The organism is Bdellovibrionales bacterium, from assembly GCA_018266295.1.
GTDB lineage: Bacteria > Bdellovibrionota > Bdellovibrionia > Bdellovibrionales > Bdellovibrionaceae > JACMRP01.
Genome location: JAFEAQ010000014.1, coordinates 142,897 through 157,677, shown reverse-complemented (window position 1 = coordinate 157,677; position 14,781 = coordinate 142,897). Strand labels below are relative to the sequence as shown.

At 49.7% G+C, this 14,781-nt stretch carries 15 protein-coding genes; 11 read left to right on the top strand and 4 right to left on the bottom strand.

From position 1 onward, the window contains the following. Positions 1 to 59 precede the first annotated feature (59 nt). From JSU04_15835 to JSU04_15785, 11 genes are all read left to right on the top strand, one after another. Positions 60 to 698, top strand: coding sequence for a cyclase family protein (locus tag JSU04_15835; protein MBS1971783.1), 639 nt, complete (start codon positions 60 to 62; stop codon positions 696 to 698). Continuing rightward, positions 695 to 2,140 (top strand): aldehyde dehydrogenase, encoded by a 1,446-nt coding sequence (locus JSU04_15830; GenBank protein MBS1971782.1) that lies wholly within the window; start codon positions 695 to 697, stop codon positions 2,138 to 2,140. The genes JSU04_15835 and JSU04_15830 overlap by 4 nt, the downstream gene beginning before the upstream one ends. Before the next feature lie 3 nt (positions 2,141 to 2,143). After that, positions 2,144 to 2,575 carry a RidA family protein gene (locus JSU04_15825; GenBank protein MBS1971781.1) on the top strand — a complete coding sequence of 144 codons (432 nt, stop codon included), beginning with the start codon at positions 2,144 to 2,146 and terminating at the stop codon, positions 2,573 to 2,575. Positions 2,576 to 2,577: 2 nt separating this feature from the next. Then, the gene (locus JSU04_15820) at positions 2,578 to 3,096 is read left to right on the top strand and encodes a 3-hydroxyanthranilate 3,4-dioxygenase (protein MBS1971780.1); all 519 of its coding nucleotides are present in this window, start codon (positions 2,578 to 2,580) and stop codon (positions 3,094 to 3,096) included. Then, positions 3,089 to 4,111: an amidohydrolase gene (locus JSU04_15815; protein ID MBS1971779.1), complete on the top strand. Its 1,023-nt coding sequence runs from the start codon at positions 3,089 to 3,091 to the stop codon at positions 4,109 to 4,111. Before JSU04_15820 ends, JSU04_15815 begins: the two co-directional genes overlap by 8 nt. 10 nt (positions 4,112 to 4,121) lie before the next feature. Further along, entirely contained in the window at positions 4,122 to 4,859 is a 738-nt protein-coding gene (locus JSU04_15810; GenBank protein ID MBS1971778.1) for an SDR family oxidoreductase, read from the top strand. A gap of 240 nt (positions 4,860 to 5,099) precedes the next feature. After that, positions 5,100 to 6,056 carry a hypothetical protein gene (locus JSU04_15805; protein MBS1971777.1) on the top strand — a complete coding sequence of 319 codons (957 nt, stop codon included), beginning with the start codon at positions 5,100 to 5,102 and terminating at the stop codon, positions 6,054 to 6,056. A gap of 240 nt (positions 6,057 to 6,296) precedes the next feature. Further along, positions 6,297 to 8,270 (top strand): DUF1592 domain-containing protein, encoded by a 1,974-nt coding sequence (locus JSU04_15800; protein MBS1971776.1) that lies wholly within the window; start codon positions 6,297 to 6,299, stop codon positions 8,268 to 8,270. Positions 8,271 to 8,279: 9 nt separating this feature from the next. Next, positions 8,280 to 9,764 carry a DUF1552 domain-containing protein gene (locus JSU04_15795; GenBank protein ID MBS1971775.1) on the top strand — a complete coding sequence of 495 codons (1,485 nt, stop codon included), beginning with the start codon at positions 8,280 to 8,282 and terminating at the stop codon, positions 9,762 to 9,764. Positions 9,765 to 9,798: 34 nt separating this feature from the next. Continuing rightward, positions 9,799 to 10,974 carry a hypothetical protein gene (locus tag JSU04_15790; protein ID MBS1971774.1) on the top strand — a complete coding sequence of 392 codons (1,176 nt, stop codon included), beginning with the start codon at positions 9,799 to 9,801 and terminating at the stop codon, positions 10,972 to 10,974. A 95-nt stretch (positions 10,975 to 11,069) separates the two neighbouring features. Further along, positions 11,070 to 11,804, top strand: a complete 735-nt coding sequence (locus JSU04_15785) for a hypothetical protein (GenBank protein ID MBS1971773.1) — start codon at positions 11,070 to 11,072, stop codon at positions 11,802 to 11,804. Between the two features lie 3 nt (positions 11,805 to 11,807). Here the strand turns inward: JSU04_15785 and JSU04_15780 are convergent, their stop codons facing one another. From JSU04_15780 to JSU04_15765, 4 genes are read right to left on the bottom strand one after another with little or no spacing between them, the layout of a single operon-like run. Next, on the bottom strand, positions 11,808 to 12,575 hold the full coding sequence (locus JSU04_15780; GenBank protein MBS1971772.1) for a hypothetical protein: 768 nt from the start codon (positions 12,573 to 12,575) through the stop codon (positions 11,808 to 11,810). Between the two features lie 54 nt (positions 12,576 to 12,629). Further along, complete coding sequence (locus tag JSU04_15775) at positions 12,630 to 13,046, bottom strand: hypothetical protein (GenBank protein ID MBS1971771.1); 417 nt, start codon at positions 13,044 to 13,046, stop codon at positions 12,630 to 12,632. A 21-nt stretch (positions 13,047 to 13,067) separates the two neighbouring features. Beyond that, the gene (locus tag JSU04_15770; protein MBS1971770.1) at positions 13,068 to 13,817 is read right to left on the bottom strand and encodes an RNA methyltransferase; all 750 of its coding nucleotides are present in this window, start codon (positions 13,815 to 13,817) and stop codon (positions 13,068 to 13,070) included. Beyond that, positions 13,817 to 14,686, bottom strand: coding sequence for a class I SAM-dependent methyltransferase (locus JSU04_15765; GenBank protein ID MBS1971769.1), 870 nt, complete (start codon positions 14,684 to 14,686; stop codon positions 13,817 to 13,819). The genes JSU04_15770 and JSU04_15765 overlap by 1 nt, the downstream gene beginning before the upstream one ends. Between the last annotated feature and the right edge of the window lie 95 nt (positions 14,687 to 14,781).

The following is a 14,781-nucleotide window of genomic DNA, read 5'->3' as shown; positions in this document are numbered from 1 at the left end:
AAGCCTGCCTTGTAGAATAAGCGGCTCAAGGTTATCTCGATGTGAAGTGAGAGGCAAGATTGGAAATTATCGATATCACTCCGGCTATCAATCCTCGGTTGGCGGTATTCCCGGGGGATACGCCTTTCAGTGAAGAGTTTGTCATGAGCACCGATCAGGGGCAGCATTTGACACTCTCAAAGATCACGACGACGGTGCATTTGGGCGCACACACCGATGCCCCCAATCATTACGCACCTCGTTCTGAAGGCATTGCCACGCGCTCTTTGGATTTTTACCTTGGAAAAGCGCAGGTCATCGAAGTTTCGGTTGCTCGTGGGGCGCGCTTGCAGATTGCTGATCTTAAAGGCAAAGCGATTCAGGCACCGCGTGTTTTGTTTAAAACCAAATCGTTCCCGAACCCTTACACCTGGAATGGTGATTTTAATTCTCTCTCGGCAAGCCTCGTAAATTACTTGCATGAGAAAGGCGTGCGTCTGGTTGGGATTGATACTCCTTCGATTGATCCGGAAACAGATCAGACTTTGGAAAGCCACTTGGCGGTGCATAGCCATGATATGGCAATTTTAGAAGGTATTGTTTTGGATAAAGCGCCTGAGGGCATATACGAACTGATTGCTTTGCCACTCAAGATTGAGGGCGCGGATGCTTCACCGGTGCGAGCGATTTTAAGAACTTATGCGGAGACGCGTTCATGAAAAAGATTTTAAATTATATCAATGGCGAGCTTAAAGAGCCTAAGAATAAAAAATTCCTCGACAACATGAACCCGGCAACGGGCAAAGCTTATTCTCTGGTGCCGGATTCAAACGAAGCCGACGTGCTTGAGGCGATTGCAGCTGCTGAAACGGCATTCCCTGCGTGGTCACAGACGGCAGTGGAAGATCGTGTTCGCTTCATGCGTAAGATCGCAGCTCGTATTCAAGAGCGCAATGCGGAGCTCGTTTTGGCGGAATCCATCGATAGTGGAAAGCCTGTCGGAGTTTCCGGCACAGTGGATATTCCCCGCAGCCAGGCGAACTTTGAGTTCTTCGCCGATGCGATGACTCAGTTCCATGGCGAAACTTTCCAGACGGATACGCGTGCTTTGAATTATGTGACTTATTCTCCGCTGGGAGTTGTCGCGTGTATTTCGCCTTGGAACTTGCCGCTGTATTTATTTACTTGGAAAATTGCACCAGCTTTGGTGGCGGGTAATACGGTGGTTGCAAAACCTTCGGAGCTCACGCCAATGACAGCTTATTTATTGAGTGAAATTGCCATTGAAGTCGGTTTGCCAAAGGGTGTTTTGAATATCCTTCACGGCCGTGGCCCAGAGGTGGGTGCGCCGATGGTGAATCATCCAAGCATTAAAGCCGTGTCTTTCACCGGCAGTACTTTGACTGGCAGAAATATCGCTCAGAGTGTTGCGGGAAGTTTTAAGAAAGTTTCATTAGAAATGGGCGGTAAGAACGGCAATATCGTTTTTGCGGACTGCGATTTCGAGAAAGCGGTTGAGACGACTGTGCGCTCAAGCTTTTCGAATCAAGGACAGATTTGTCTTTGTGGCTCCCGCATCTTTATTGAAAAATCAATTTATGAGAAATTTAAAACAGCCCTTGTTGAAAAAACAAAGCAGCTGAAGCAGGGCGATCCGCTCAAAACGGACACACAGCAGGGTGCGGTGGTTTCTAAAGATCATCAGGCGAAAGTTCTTTCGTACATCGAACATGCTAAGAGTGAAAACGCAAAAATTCTCTGCGGCGGTCAAAAAGCTGAGATGGGCGGCGAGTTTACGGATGGCTACTTCATTCAGCCGACACTGATTGAAGGCTTGTCGTATCAGTCGAAGGTGAATCAAGAAGAAATCTTTGGTCCGGTGGCAACTTTGACGCCGTTTGAGACTGAAGAAGAAGTTTTGAAAATGGTGAACTCGACGAAGTACGGTCTTGCGGCGAGCGTGTGGACTCAGGATTTGAAGCGCGGTCACAGAATTGCGCAAAGAATCGAAAGCGGTATCGTGTGGGTGAATACCTGGATGCTGCGTGATTTGCGCACACCTTTTGGTGGTGTGAAAGAATCCGGCGTTGGCCGTGAGGGCGGAAAGCACGCTCTTGAATTTATGAGCGAAGTTAAAAATATCTGTATTGGGATGGAGTAAGCGATGTCTGAAGCAAAAAACTCAATGAAAGCTCCTGAGCCTGTTGGTCACTATCCACATGCCCGCGTTGTGGGGAATTTATTATTTTTGTCAGGAGTGGGGCCGCGCGAGCGTGGCACGAAAGTGATTCCAGGTGTGGAGCTCGATGCTGCCGGTAACATCGTTTCATATGATATTGAAAAACAATGCCATAGTGTGTTTAAGAACGTCCGGGCGATTCTGGAAGACGCAGGCTCGTCTTGGACAAATCTTGTGGATGTGACTGTGTACCTGACAAATATGAAGGCGGATTTTCCGACCTACAATCGTTTGTGGGCTGAGTACTTTAAAGAAAATCCTCCGTGCCGCACGACTTTAGAGATCAATGCTCTGCCAACGCCGATTGCGATTGAGCTTAAGTGTGTGGCGGTGATGGATCCGAAGAAAGGTCTTTAATCATGCAAAAGCCTTTTAACTTTAAAAAATGGATTGATGAAAATCGTCATCTTCTGAAGCCGCCAGTTGGTAATAAAGTTGTCTGGAAGGACCGCGAGTTTATGGTGATGGTGGTTGGAGGTCCCAACGAGCGTACTGATTTTCACGTCAATCAAGGGGAAGAGTTCTTCTATCAGCTCGAAGGCAACATGGTTTTGAAGGTGATTAACGAGCAGGGTAAGATCGAAGATCTGCCAATCCATGCAGGTGATATTTTCTTGTTACCACCAAATACGCCGCATTCACCGCAGCGGGAAGCAGGTTCTATCGGTCTTGTGATTGAGCGCCGCCGACGCGAAGGCGAAATGGATGGGCTTCAATGGTACTGCGAAAAGTGCGGTCACAAGCTTTACGAAGAGTTTTTTAAGCTCACCAATGTTGAGACCAATTTCCCGCCGGTGTTTGAGCGTTACTACAATAGCGAACACACAAAGTGCACGGAGTGTGGTCATGTGAACGGCCGAAAGTGGGCCCATGCTTAAGATTGATATTCATACGCACATTCTGCCGCCGGAGCTGCCAGACTTTAAAAAAATGTTTGGTTATGGTGGTTTCATTCAGTTGAAGCAATGTCCAGGTTGCACCGATGTCGACATGGTCGATGACTCCGGCAAGTTCTTCCGCCGTATTCAGCAGAACTGTATCAATCCTGAAGTGCGCCTTAAAGAATACGATCATCATCACGTGCATGTGCAAGTGCTGTCGACGATTCCGGTGATGTTCAGCTATGGCATCAAGGCCGAAGATGGTTTAGTCGTTTCAAAACTTCTCAATGATCACATCTCGGATGTGGTGAAAAGCAATCCAAAGCGCTTTGTAGGGCTTGCGACAGTTCCATTGCAAGATCCAAAGATGGCGGCGAAGGAAGCCGAACGTTGCATTCAGAAACTTGGCTTTAAGGGATTCCAAATCGGTTCCCATGTGAATGACTGGAATCTTTCGGATCCAGCACTTTATCCGTTTTATGAGGCTTGCGAAGCTCTCGATGCGCCATTGTTCGTGCATCCTTGGGATATGCGTGGGCAGGATAAGATGCAGAAGTACTGGCTTCCGTGGCTGGTGGGGATGCCGATGGAAACGTCGCTGGCGATCAGTTCGATGATCTTTGGCGGAATCTTTCATAAGTTTCCAAAGCTCCGTGTGGCGTTTGCTCATGGTGGCGGCTCGTTCCCATTCACTGTTGGCCGAATTCAGCATGGTTTTGATTCGCGCCCGGATTTGTGTGCGGTTGACAATAAAGTGCCACCGAAGGATTACCTCGGTCATTTTTACTTCGACAGCCTCGTGCATGATCCAAAGGCTTTGAAATATCTCGTAGACCTCGTCGGTGCTGAGAAAATCTGCCTGGGAACGGACTATCCCTTCCCACTCGGTGAATTGGTTCCAGGGAAGGTGATTGAAGAAGCTTTCCCGAATGATAAAGAAACTCAAGAGTGGCTCTTCTCGAAGTCAGCACTGAACTGGCTCGGTATGAAAAAAGAAGACTTCGGAAAATAAAGGACACACCATGGATTTACAATTAAAAGGAAAAAAAGCCCTTGTGATGGGCGCATCTACTGGAATCGGCCGCTCGATCGCGGAAGTGCTTGTGCAAGAAGGCGCTGAGGTCACGATTTGCTCTCGCAGCCTTGATAAACTGGAAAAGACCGCGAAAGAAATCGGTGCGAAGCATGTTCTGACATGTGACTTGACGAAAGAAGGCGAAGCGAAAGCCGTTGTTGAAAAAGCCATTCAAATCATGGGCGGAGTGGATATTTTGGTGACAAATACCGGTGGCCCGAACAAAGGCAATTTCGCTGATATCTCAGACGGGCAGTGGTATGAAGATTTCCAAAGTTTGTGGATGAGTGTTGTTGAGTCACTGAAAGTAGCTCTTCCGAAAATGAAAGCAAATAATTACGGACGCGTGCTGTTAGTGACTTCGCTGGCGGCGAAGGAGCCGTTGAATGGTTTGACGACTTCAAATGGTTTGCGTGCGGGGCTTGCGGGCTTAAGTAAATCTATCGCAAATGAATATGCCCCCTTCGGAATTACAGTAAACTTACTGCTGCCGGGCTACACAGCGACGGATCGTTTGAAAGAATTAAAACTCACTGATGAGCGCATCAAGCAGATGGTTCCTGCAGGACGTTTGGGCGATCCACACGAGCTCGCGGATCTTGCAGCCTTTCTTGCCTCCCCAAGAGCGGGTTACATCACTGGCCAAAGCATTCTCATCGATGGCGGCGTGACTCGCGGATACTAATTCAGAAAAAAAAGGCTAGCCTCAGGGGCAGGAATCTCTTTTTTCAGGGAGCACGAGACGCTCGTCTCGTTGCTCTTGTTCGATCCATAAGACGAACATCCTACGCACTTTAGAGATCGTAAAATCGTTCACAAAATTTTTATCTTTCCCCCATTGCTGCATAACTGCAGCGCTTTCCACAATCTGTCCCGAAGTTATTCTGGTGTTCTGCGTACAACAGCAGTGAGTATTGTACTCACGATGATTAGAAATCTTTATTTCAGAGTATCGCTTGGTGTAGGTGTCATCTTTGCTGTAGTCGTTGCCAATTCTCAAACAGTGCCGTTCACCTTTTGGAAAAAACCTTCTACTCCCATTGTTACGACGATTGTGAGTTCCAATGCTTCTTGGCCGGTGCCGAGCAATTGGAATAACTCCAACAACAAAGTCGAGTGCATCGGCGGAGGCGCGGGAGGGGCCGCCGGTATGACCGGTGGAACCACCAATGGCGGTGGAGGTGGTGGCGGCGGTGCTTATACTTATGTCGCCAATATGACGTTAACTCCTGGCGGAACTGCCGCGGTCGTGATTGGCGCGGGGGGTGCTTCGGGCACAAACGGCGGCGATACAACATTCAACGGCGGTGCAACCTTAACAGCAAAAGGTGGCAGCACTGGCACAAGCGCTGGAGCTGGCGGTGCTGGTGGAAGTGCGGCTTCATCGATTCCTTCGGCGAATGCATTTAGTGGCGGTAATGGCGGAGCAGGCGGTGGCTCCAGTGGGGGCTCAGGCGCCGGAGGAGGCGGTGGTGCTGCCGGACAAGATGGCGCTGGCGGCAATGGCGGTAGTGGTTCGAATGCAGCTACGAGTGGTGCTGGTGGCGGCGGCGGCGGTGGTAACTGTGCTACGTGCTCGGGTGGAAATGCTGTTGTCGGTGTAGGTGGAACGGCGGGAGCCTCTGCGAACGGTGGCGGTGCCGGTGGTGTCGGTGCTAATCAATGGAGCGGTAGTAGTAATCCCGGTGCTGCGGGATCCAACTTCTCGGCGACAGTCGGAAGCGGCGGTGGTGGTGGCGGCGCCGGCGGTGGGATGAGCGGCTTGCCCGGGGATCCTGGTGGAAACTACGGAGCAGGCGGTGGTGGCGGCTCTGGATACTCAACGCCGGGCTTGGGCGGTGCCGGTAAAAAAGGTGCGTGCCGCGTGACTTACACCCCCTAGGCGCTCCCAAAAAATCATGAAATCCGCTGCATTTTTGCAGCACGAATGTAGACATCTCATCTTACGACAGTGGCCGCAAAGTGCTGCATTCGCGCAGCACTTTTAGAGCGCAGAAATACGCTCATTTTCAGAAGGGAAAAATCCCGAAAAGCTAGACTATCAAAATGAGAAGCCCAGGAATTTTCAACCGATAAAGGAGAGCTAATTACGCTAAGCTAGTTGTTGTATATGAGGTGGGGAATGAGAACCGTCTTCGAAAGACTCGGTGTTTTTTTCGTTGTGGCAGTGCCATTGGTTATCGGCTTCCAAAACTGCGGACGATTCACGCCGTTAAAAGTAGATACAACTCAAGATCAGGCATCGGATGCATCGTCAACGGAACCACTCATGGAAGGCAAGGCTTTGTACACGCAGAACTGCGCGTCTTGCCACGGCCCTGTGGAGTCATCAGCTAAAAAGTCTAGAGACGCTTCACAAATCACTCTTGCTTTAAATTCTATTCCGCAAATGAGTGCCGTTCATTTAACTGATGCTCAGATTGCATTGATTGCACAGGCGTTGTCACCAACAGCCAGTGAACCACCTCCAGTGACGAACAGTCAGAATCGCCAGGAGTTCGCTTGTACTGCGGGTGATGTCCAAAAGACGCCGCTTTTAAAATTAACCAATCGTGAATATCAGATCGCGCTCTTTGCGTTGCTCGATGATTTCTCAACGACGCTTAAAACGGACACCTCTCTTGTGTCGCAGTTAAGCAGTATACCGACTGACATTGCCACCGAAAATCGCGACACCCTCAAAGAACAGTCCTTGTTGATGACTGAGCCGATCTCGGATGCTCTCTTTAATGCGGCCTACAGAGCCGGGGAGCTCGTTTCTGGCGCGACGGCGGGTTTACAGGCCTATCCGAATACTAATAAATGTTTGAGTGCGACAACCATCACTCAGGCTTGTCATCAGTCGTTTGTGAAAGAACTCGGTTCTCGTGCCTTCCGTCGTGCACTCAGTACCACAGAAGCAAATGCTGTCGCTGCAAAACTCTGGGATAGCACCTTGGCCAAAGCCGATCTTCTAAAATTAACTTTTACCGCGATCGCGATCATGCCTGATTTCCTTTATAAAATTTATGACCAAGGAACGCCGATTGCGACCGGTTCGACGGTGCTCAGTTTGACGGCTTACGAACTTGCATCCAAAATGGCCTTCTTCCTGACAGGAGCTCCTCCGGATGCAACCTTGAAAGCGGCGGCAGCTAACGGCACACTTTTGACCGATGCGGTTCTCAGTCAGCAAATAGATCGCTTGCTGACTTTGCCGGGTGCTAAAGACATGGTTCGCCGTTTGTTCCGTGAATCTTATGGTTATGATGTTTTTGACCGCCTTCAATACGATGCTGCTTATATCGGTAACATCAACACAACAGGCCTTGCAGATGTTATGAGCAACGAGCTTGATAACTATTTTGCGACGGTGGTTTTAACCCAGTCAGGAACATTCCTTGACGTGATGACATCAAGATACACAAGTGCCACTGACAGCCGTTTGGCAGCCATTTACGGCGTCAGCAACACGACGACATTGCCAATCGAGCGTTCTGGTTTCTTGAGTCGTGCAGCGATGCTGACGAAGCGCTCAGGCTATACAACAACGCCGATCAAACGCGGTTTGAATATTATTGAACACGTTCTGTGCCAGGATATCGGCTTGCCACCGCCAAGTGCTCCGACGGCATTACCACCAGTCTTGACTGAAGAGGTGATCACGACTCGCATGAGAACTTCGCGTGCGACCGAAGTCAATGGCACGGCTTGCGTTCTTTGCCATGGCAGATTCAATAGCTTTGGTTATGCCATGGAGAACTTCGATAGCTTTGGCCGTTATCGCACCATTGAAACGGTTTACAGCAACTCGACAGCCGTTGGTCAGCTGGCCGTGGATGCAAGTGTTACGACTTCTGAAATTACAGGCAGCCCAGTGAGCTTTAATGGTACGAAACAAATGGGTGAACAGCTCGGTGTTAGCGACCGTGCGATGATGTGCTTTGTGAAAAACTTAAAGCGCTTCGAAGCGCGCGTTCCTGTGGATACCACAGCAAATTGTCAGATGAATCAAAGTTTGAAAACAATGTACGGGGATAATGTCACTCAGGGCTCCATCGTCGCGGCGATTAAGAGCATGGTTATGTCACCAGAGTTTAGACGTTGGAACAACTAAGGGGAATTTATGTCGATCTATTATTGCAATAAATCACGCCGTCAATTTTTAATCGGAGCGGGGAAAACACTCCTCGCACTTCCTCTTTTGCCAAGCCTGATGCCCGCGGAAGCCTACGCACAATCCACAATCGCACCAAAACGTTTGATGATGTTCTGGTTTGACCACGGGAACTTAAACGCTTTGTGGCCTGCTGTTACGAGCGCAACCACGGCGATTGGCACCAGCGGAGCTAAAGAGGTTCTGCTTCGCAACCTGGGCGCGGCAAGCACCATTAGCCCCGTTTTGAACAACACTCGCTATGAGTCTTTAAAAAACGCCGATCAACTGACGATTGTTCGTGGCCTAGATTCCTCGGTGGTGTTTGGTTCTGCCCACGGGAATTTCGTTTTAGCTCAGGCTCAAGATCGAAACTCTGAAGGTAATTACCCAACGATCGACACAGTCTTGGAGGCCTCTAAGACTCTATATCCGGATTCAACTCCTGCGAATGTACGTAAGGCTATTCGCGTGGACTTGCTGGCATCGGGCTCTTTATTCTATCAGAAAGTCGGAAGCACTGTGCAAGCGGTTCCAGGATACAACTCGAACGGATTAAAGAATTTCTATAACGAGGTTTTCAGCGGTTTGACCGCGGGAACAACGACTCCTGCAGATAACACCAATCAGTTGAAGTCTAATATTTTAAATCGCGTTTACGGTGCTTACACTGATTTTAAAAACGGCCGTCGCATTTCTGCGGATGATAAAGCTCGCTTAGATCAACACATGGGTTATATCTCGGACTTGCAAAAATCCCTTTCGGCGGCGGTACCTGCTCCGGCGCTGACATGCACGAAGCCAAACGATCCGGGGGCACCTGTAGATCCAGCCGTGTACAATGCTCTTTACCTGGATTTGCTCGCAGCTGCTTTTAAATGCGGTCTTACGAAAGTCGGCACAATGGCTTTCGAGGGACAAGATCCGCAATGGATTCCGGGCCTCAGCGGCTTGGGTGACAACGTTCACAATACGATGCATGGAACTGTTGGCGCGGCTAAGCAAAGAACGGCTTTCGAAACTTGGTGGAAGTACTTTGCCAACTTGATCGCGGACCGTTTCTTGGCGCCACTAGATGTGCTCGAGGGTAACACGGGCCGTACCTATATTCAAAACATGGTGACGGGTTTGCTCTGTGCCGGTGGTATGCAAGATGTGGGTGATGATAACGCTCACATGGGTATCGATAACCAACAACTCTTGATCGGTGATATGGGCGGAGCTCTCCGCGCTGGCCGTTACGTGGTGATGCCACGTGGAGGTCAAAAGTTCGCTGCCCTTAATATGCCGTACAACTGCTTCTTGCTGACGTTGTTGCAGTTGATGGGAGTTCCTGCCTCTGAGTATGCCTTTGCGACTCCGGACGGGAAGGGTTTTGGTTACTATGGAAACTTCTCGGCGACTCACCCGCAGAAGGCTCGGTTCTATTCACCACTCACTGAGATTTTAACTTAAGTTAGTATTTCGTCTCGTTGGATCCGGGGGGATCATGAAGCGATTCAAAAAAGTAGTTATGGTGCTGGCTCTATCGCCGTTGTTCCTGCTTTATTCAAACTGTGCAGGCAATGGCTCTGGTGGATTTCCTGCGGAGGGCTCGCAGAATTTACCATCAACTGGAGATAATTCGGGCGCGGGAGTTTCTACTCCGACACCAACGCCAGCTCCGGGCTCTTCAGTCACGCCAACACCGACTCCGGTTGTATCACCAACGGTAGCGCCAACGGCGACACCGAAAGTATCACCGACGCCAACTCCGGTGATGTCTCCGACGGCGACTCCAGTGCCGACGATGACGCCAACACCGGCACCGACAATGACACCGACCCCAACTCCAAGCAACCCTGCGAATCCAAATGGTCGTTGGGTTCTTACAGGTTATGGTGGCCGCCATATGACAAGTGCTGACGGTGGTAAGACTTGGACAAACGACGTTTCTGATATTGCCAACGGTGGCGATGATAAATACCTCCAGCGTGCAGCGACCTACTTTAAAAACGCATTTATCACTCTTGGCTGGCGCATTCAAAGATCGACAGACGGGATGACGTTCCAGAGTTCTAATTTCCTATCAAATTGGTACGGCGGAGTTGCTGAGGGTGTGAATCGCATCGTCGCCGTCGGCGCTTGCGGGAATCGCGCTTATTCAAACGACGGCGTTACTTGGACAGACCTTCCAGACAACACATGCAGCACGCACTTCCGCGGCGTTGCGTATGGTAATGGAATTTACTTTGCCTACGGCGATGGCGGTTCTCGATCCACAAGTGCTGATGGTGTGACTTGGACGAAGCTTTCAAATTACACCGTGACGGGTGTCGCTTATGGTATGGGCTACTTCTGGGGTGTGAACTCAGCGACGAAAGTTGTGCGCAGTACGGATGGTGTGACTTGGTCTGATGTCACGGTGTCTGGTGCCACGGGTTTTAGCGGATTTAATTTCGTGAATAACTCTTTGATCCTGACAACGAGTACAAAAAATTATCGTAGCCTGGACGGCGAAACCTGGTCTGCGTTCGGCAGCGGTATGAATGGTAAAATCGCTTATGGCGGTGGCGTTTATATCGGGATCACGTGGCAGACAGTTTATCGCTCGACAGACGGTATGACTTGGAGTCAAGTCAGCAAGGGCGGAAACTCGTTTACGGATATGGCCTGGGCGCCGTAGTTTGGCCTGAGCCCTAGTATGAAGCTTTTATAAAGGCCGGTGCGTAACCGGCCTTTTTATTTACTCGCTGAAAAGCCCTTTGTACTATCCCGGGCATGTGGAGCTTCTTTATTCTTCTGTTCACAGCAGGCCTGGCTCAGGCGTCTTCTCTGAACGATCACTTCAAACTCGAGTACTCAGCCCAAGCCCAGGGCGTTGAGATCCGCATTTTCGCAGGCACAGAGCGCGAGGTCTATTATCAGCCGGCCATAGCGAGTCCAACGTCGCTGATCGAGTTCAGAAAAGAAGTCCGCGCTCGCATCGACACAGACCCTGTGGTTTTATTGAAAAAGCAAAAAGAGGTCTTCGCAAACGCCGGCGCGAAAGATTATCTGCCGCGCTTTGATCGGGTGCTTTCGCAAAAACTCTTCACCGTTTCTTTCTTAGAAGAAATGTTGCTGGATCTGCACTCGGAGATTTTAGGAAAACCCTTGTTTGGTAGCTATTCGGAGTTTGGCGCCAGTGTTCTTATAGGTCCTGATCGTGAGATGGTGGTGATCTTTTTGTCCAATCCTTCAGAAGCCATGGTACCGGCGAATACGGTGCGTGAAGAGTGGCTGAAGAAGTACCTCGCTCGCGGTTATCATTTTAAAATCCATATTCACAACCATCCCTTTAACTTTTCAAACCCTCAAGATATTGGTGGCACGCCGATTCCGTCCGGTTTTGAACTGTGGGGAGATGCGGGAGCCTATCGCAGCGAGAAACAACGTTTTTTGCTTGAGAACGCCTGGATTACCAATGGATTTAACACTCTGCGGATTCCTGCCGTGGACTTTGATAAATACTAAAAATTAGAAAAAGGCCGAGAGCACAGCCAGCAGCTGCGTGTTGTAAGCTGAGTAAACGGCTAAGTGAAAAGTCTGGCCCTTAAAGCCTGCGCCCATCCAGAAGAGATCCGTACCACCTTCGCCCATTTCGTAGGTCATACTGACCTCGAGCGAGCTGACTTTTCGTTTGTAACCAATCGAATTTTTAGTCGTGCTCGTGGTTTGAGTTTTTTGCTGAGTCATTTCAATATTAATTGTGTCATCATTGCCAACGTACGAATAGCCAACACCGGCTTTAAGCACGCTATTATCTTGAACCACGGGGACTTCATCTTCGACGTGAATTCCGAAGCGGTGCTTTCCAGCGGCGTTAAAGAGGACGCCTAAGCCATAGGTGGGTGTTGTATCGATCTTTTGATAACGAAGGCCGATGTTCGCGTATTTAAAAGCGCCGCCCAGAATCAGGGCGGTGGCAGCAACACAATCCGTGCAGGACTTCCAGTTGCCGACGGCCAGGCCGTAATTGGCGCTGGCATAGCTGCCTTCAAAACCCGTGTTAGAGCCGCTGGCGTCTTTCGTTGCTTCGACCGCAACACGAAAGCCTTTGGTATACATAAGACCCGAAGGATTTTCAAAACCCACAAGCCCGCGACCGATATTCACAAGCGACGTTGTGCTTGGGGAGGCAACCCCTTGGCCGACAGCAACGAGATTTTCCGGAAGGCTGGCCTGCGCAGAAATACAAAAGAAACTCAAAGAGACGATGAGAAAGAACGCTATCGATTTTGTCATTGCTAAAATGCTAGCTGTTTACAAAGTCACTGACAAGCGTTCTCGTTGATAGGGCTACTTACATTTAAAAACGACTTCGTTTTGGTAAGCGCGATCATTAGTGCTTGCGTAACCCACGCTGCCAGCGGTGCCAAGCACGGCGCCAACACCGGAGTTACGGGTGCCGTAGCCAACTCCGCCGAGCATCATGCCGACCTTTGAAGCCGTGCGCACGTTCTTGCGAGTTTGCTCGTCCATATCGCCTTTGTACTGAGTCTTTTCTGTGACAAATACCGCTGTCTGACCGCGTTTTTCACAGTATTCGTTCGCGGCTTTCACAGCAGCTTCTTCAGCGCCTTCTTGTTCGATGTCTTTAGAGACAATGCGGTTCGTACCGTCTTCGCCCGGCATTACGCGCACCGAAGCGGTGGAGCAGGCGTTGAGAAATAAAAATCCAGCAATAACACTCACCAATGAGAGGCGATGTAACATAAGAGTTCTCCTTAACGATAACTACTTACGAGTGTAATTGCGGAAACTGTAAAGGGCAATGCTGGCTGCCACAGTGGCGTTCAAAGATTCGACGGAGCCTGTGTTGATTTTTAATTTCATCAGGCCTTTCATGTCTTTGACGCCGGAACCCTCTTCGCCGACGAGGAGGCGCATGTTTTTAGGCCATTTGAAATCTTCTATATCGCTTCCGACCATGTCGAGAGCGTAAATGTCGGCGTAATTTTCACTTTGTAAATTCCCACCGCGCGCAAGAGGCATTTGCAGAACTGCTCCGGCAGACGCTTTCACCACCTTCGGAGTGAACGGGAAGGCCGCTTCTTCCGTCAGAACCACGCGACTGGCGTTGAACGCCAACGCCGAGCGGATCACCGCGCCCAGGTTGCCTGGATCACCCAATGGGCAAACCAATTCGAGACCTTGGGGTTGAGTCGCGGGATCGTAGCTCGGAATCTCGGGCAGTGTCAGCAACAGCAAATTGAAGTGCGTGCCGACGAAGTCGAGTTCTTTAAATAAACCTTTTGCTAATTTAAAAGTTGAACGATCGGAAGCCAGTTTTAGAGGACGGAGATCTTCGTTGAAGAGTTCCGCCTTCACTGGAAACTTTTGTTGCAGCTCTTTGTTTTCTGAAAACTCACGAATGAGTTTTTCGCCCATCAAGAAAAACTCGCCAGCCTTGCGAATGCCTTTTGCCGTGTCGAGGTTTTTCCAGTTTTTAAATAGCTCATTCGAAGCTGATGTAATTTCAGTCATTAGTACTTACTCCAGCGGCGTTTTTCTTCGCCTGACAACTCATCCATCAAGAGCTCTTCGCCTTCATCTTCTTCAGGCAGTGGAGCATGCTGGATCTTTTCAAAAATCACCAAACGGCGCTGGTGAGGCGTGTGTGGCAAATCGTAAGCGATGTCTTTGTGAAGTTGATAGTATTTGCCGTACTCTTTGAGCGCCATCGGGATCTCAGGATCGACGCCTGGGCCCTTCATAAAGTAAACTCTTCCGCCGAGCTGCAGAGAACTCAAAACATTACCAAGCGTGTTGCGGATATCTTCCACCGCGCGAGTGATCGCGCCGTTCACAGGATATACGAAGTGCTTGTTGATATTGCGGCCGACGATGTCGAGTTTTTGCAGATTCATTTCTTGGCGCACGTGCTTTAAGAATTCCACGCGGCGCTGAACGCCTTCACCCAAAAGAATGTGCTTATCTGGATAGCGAATTTTAAGTGGAATACCTGGGAAGCCCGGGCCCGTGCCGACATCGATGAGTGGGAATTTCAAATCTGTAAATTCCGTGATGATCATGCAATCGATGTAGTGCTTGATCGCGATGTCGCGCAATTTGAGCAAGCGGGTGAAGTTTTCTTTTTCTTGGTTTTCCATCAGCAGGCGATAGAAGTGAGCCAATTTCATGCGCTCTTCGTGGCTGACCTGGAAACCGTGATTGCGGAAAATATCAGCAAGACGGTCGTTGGCCTCGTTCAACGAGTAAATACTCTCCGGCTTTTTGTGCTTCCCCATGAGCACTTTCGGGGCGTCGGTCAGGACCTTGGCGCCCGCGTTTTTGTTGCGAGCTTCTTGTCTGGCCTTATAGGGGCTGTAATTGGATTTATTTTTGTGCGCCATGGCTTGGGAAGTTCGCTTTTTTACGGGCGAAGGTCAACTAAAATTACGCATCACATTATCGGCCTAAATCGTTGAAAATACTATAGGGTTCAGAG

Excerpts from the sequence above, each read along its gene's own strand:
- JSU04_15830 (MBS1971782.1), top strand. The coding sequence starts at position 695 with ATGAAAAAGATTTTAAATTATATCAATGGCGAGCTTAAAGAGCCTAAG.
- JSU04_15825 (MBS1971781.1), top strand. The coding sequence starts at position 2,144 with ATGTCTGAAGCAAAAAACTCAATGAAAGCTCCTGAGCCTGTTGGTCAC.
- JSU04_15820 (MBS1971780.1), top strand. The coding sequence starts at position 2,578 with ATGCAAAAGCCTTTTAACTTTAAAAAATGGATTGATGAAAATCGTCAT.
- JSU04_15815 (MBS1971779.1), top strand. The coding sequence starts at position 3,089 with ATGCTTAAGATTGATATTCATACGCACATTCTGCCGCCGGAGCTGCCA.
- JSU04_15810 (MBS1971778.1), top strand. The coding sequence starts at position 4,122 with ATGGATTTACAATTAAAAGGAAAAAAAGCCCTTGTGATGGGCGCATCT.
- JSU04_15805 (MBS1971777.1), top strand. The coding sequence starts at position 5,100 with ATGATTAGAAATCTTTATTTCAGAGTATCGCTTGGTGTAGGTGTCATC.
- JSU04_15800 (MBS1971776.1), top strand. The coding sequence starts at position 6,297 with ATGAGAACCGTCTTCGAAAGACTCGGTGTTTTTTTCGTTGTGGCAGTG.
- JSU04_15795 (MBS1971775.1), top strand. The coding sequence starts at position 8,280 with ATGTCGATCTATTATTGCAATAAATCACGCCGTCAATTTTTAATCGGA.
- JSU04_15790 (MBS1971774.1), top strand. The coding sequence starts at position 9,799 with ATGAAGCGATTCAAAAAAGTAGTTATGGTGCTGGCTCTATCGCCGTTG.
- JSU04_15785 (MBS1971773.1), top strand. The coding sequence starts at position 11,070 with ATGTGGAGCTTCTTTATTCTTCTGTTCACAGCAGGCCTGGCTCAGGCG.
- JSU04_15780 (MBS1971772.1), bottom strand. The coding sequence starts at position 12,575 with ATGACAAAATCGATAGCGTTCTTTCTCATCGTCTCTTTGAGTTTCTTT.
- JSU04_15775 (MBS1971771.1), bottom strand. The coding sequence starts at position 13,046 with ATGTTACATCGCCTCTCATTGGTGAGTGTTATTGCTGGATTTTTATTT.
- JSU04_15770 (MBS1971770.1), bottom strand. The coding sequence starts at position 13,817 with ATGACTGAAATTACATCAGCTTCGAATGAGCTATTTAAAAACTGGAAA.
- JSU04_15765 (MBS1971769.1), bottom strand. The coding sequence starts at position 14,686 with ATGGCGCACAAAAATAAATCCAATTACAGCCCCTATAAGGCCAGACAA.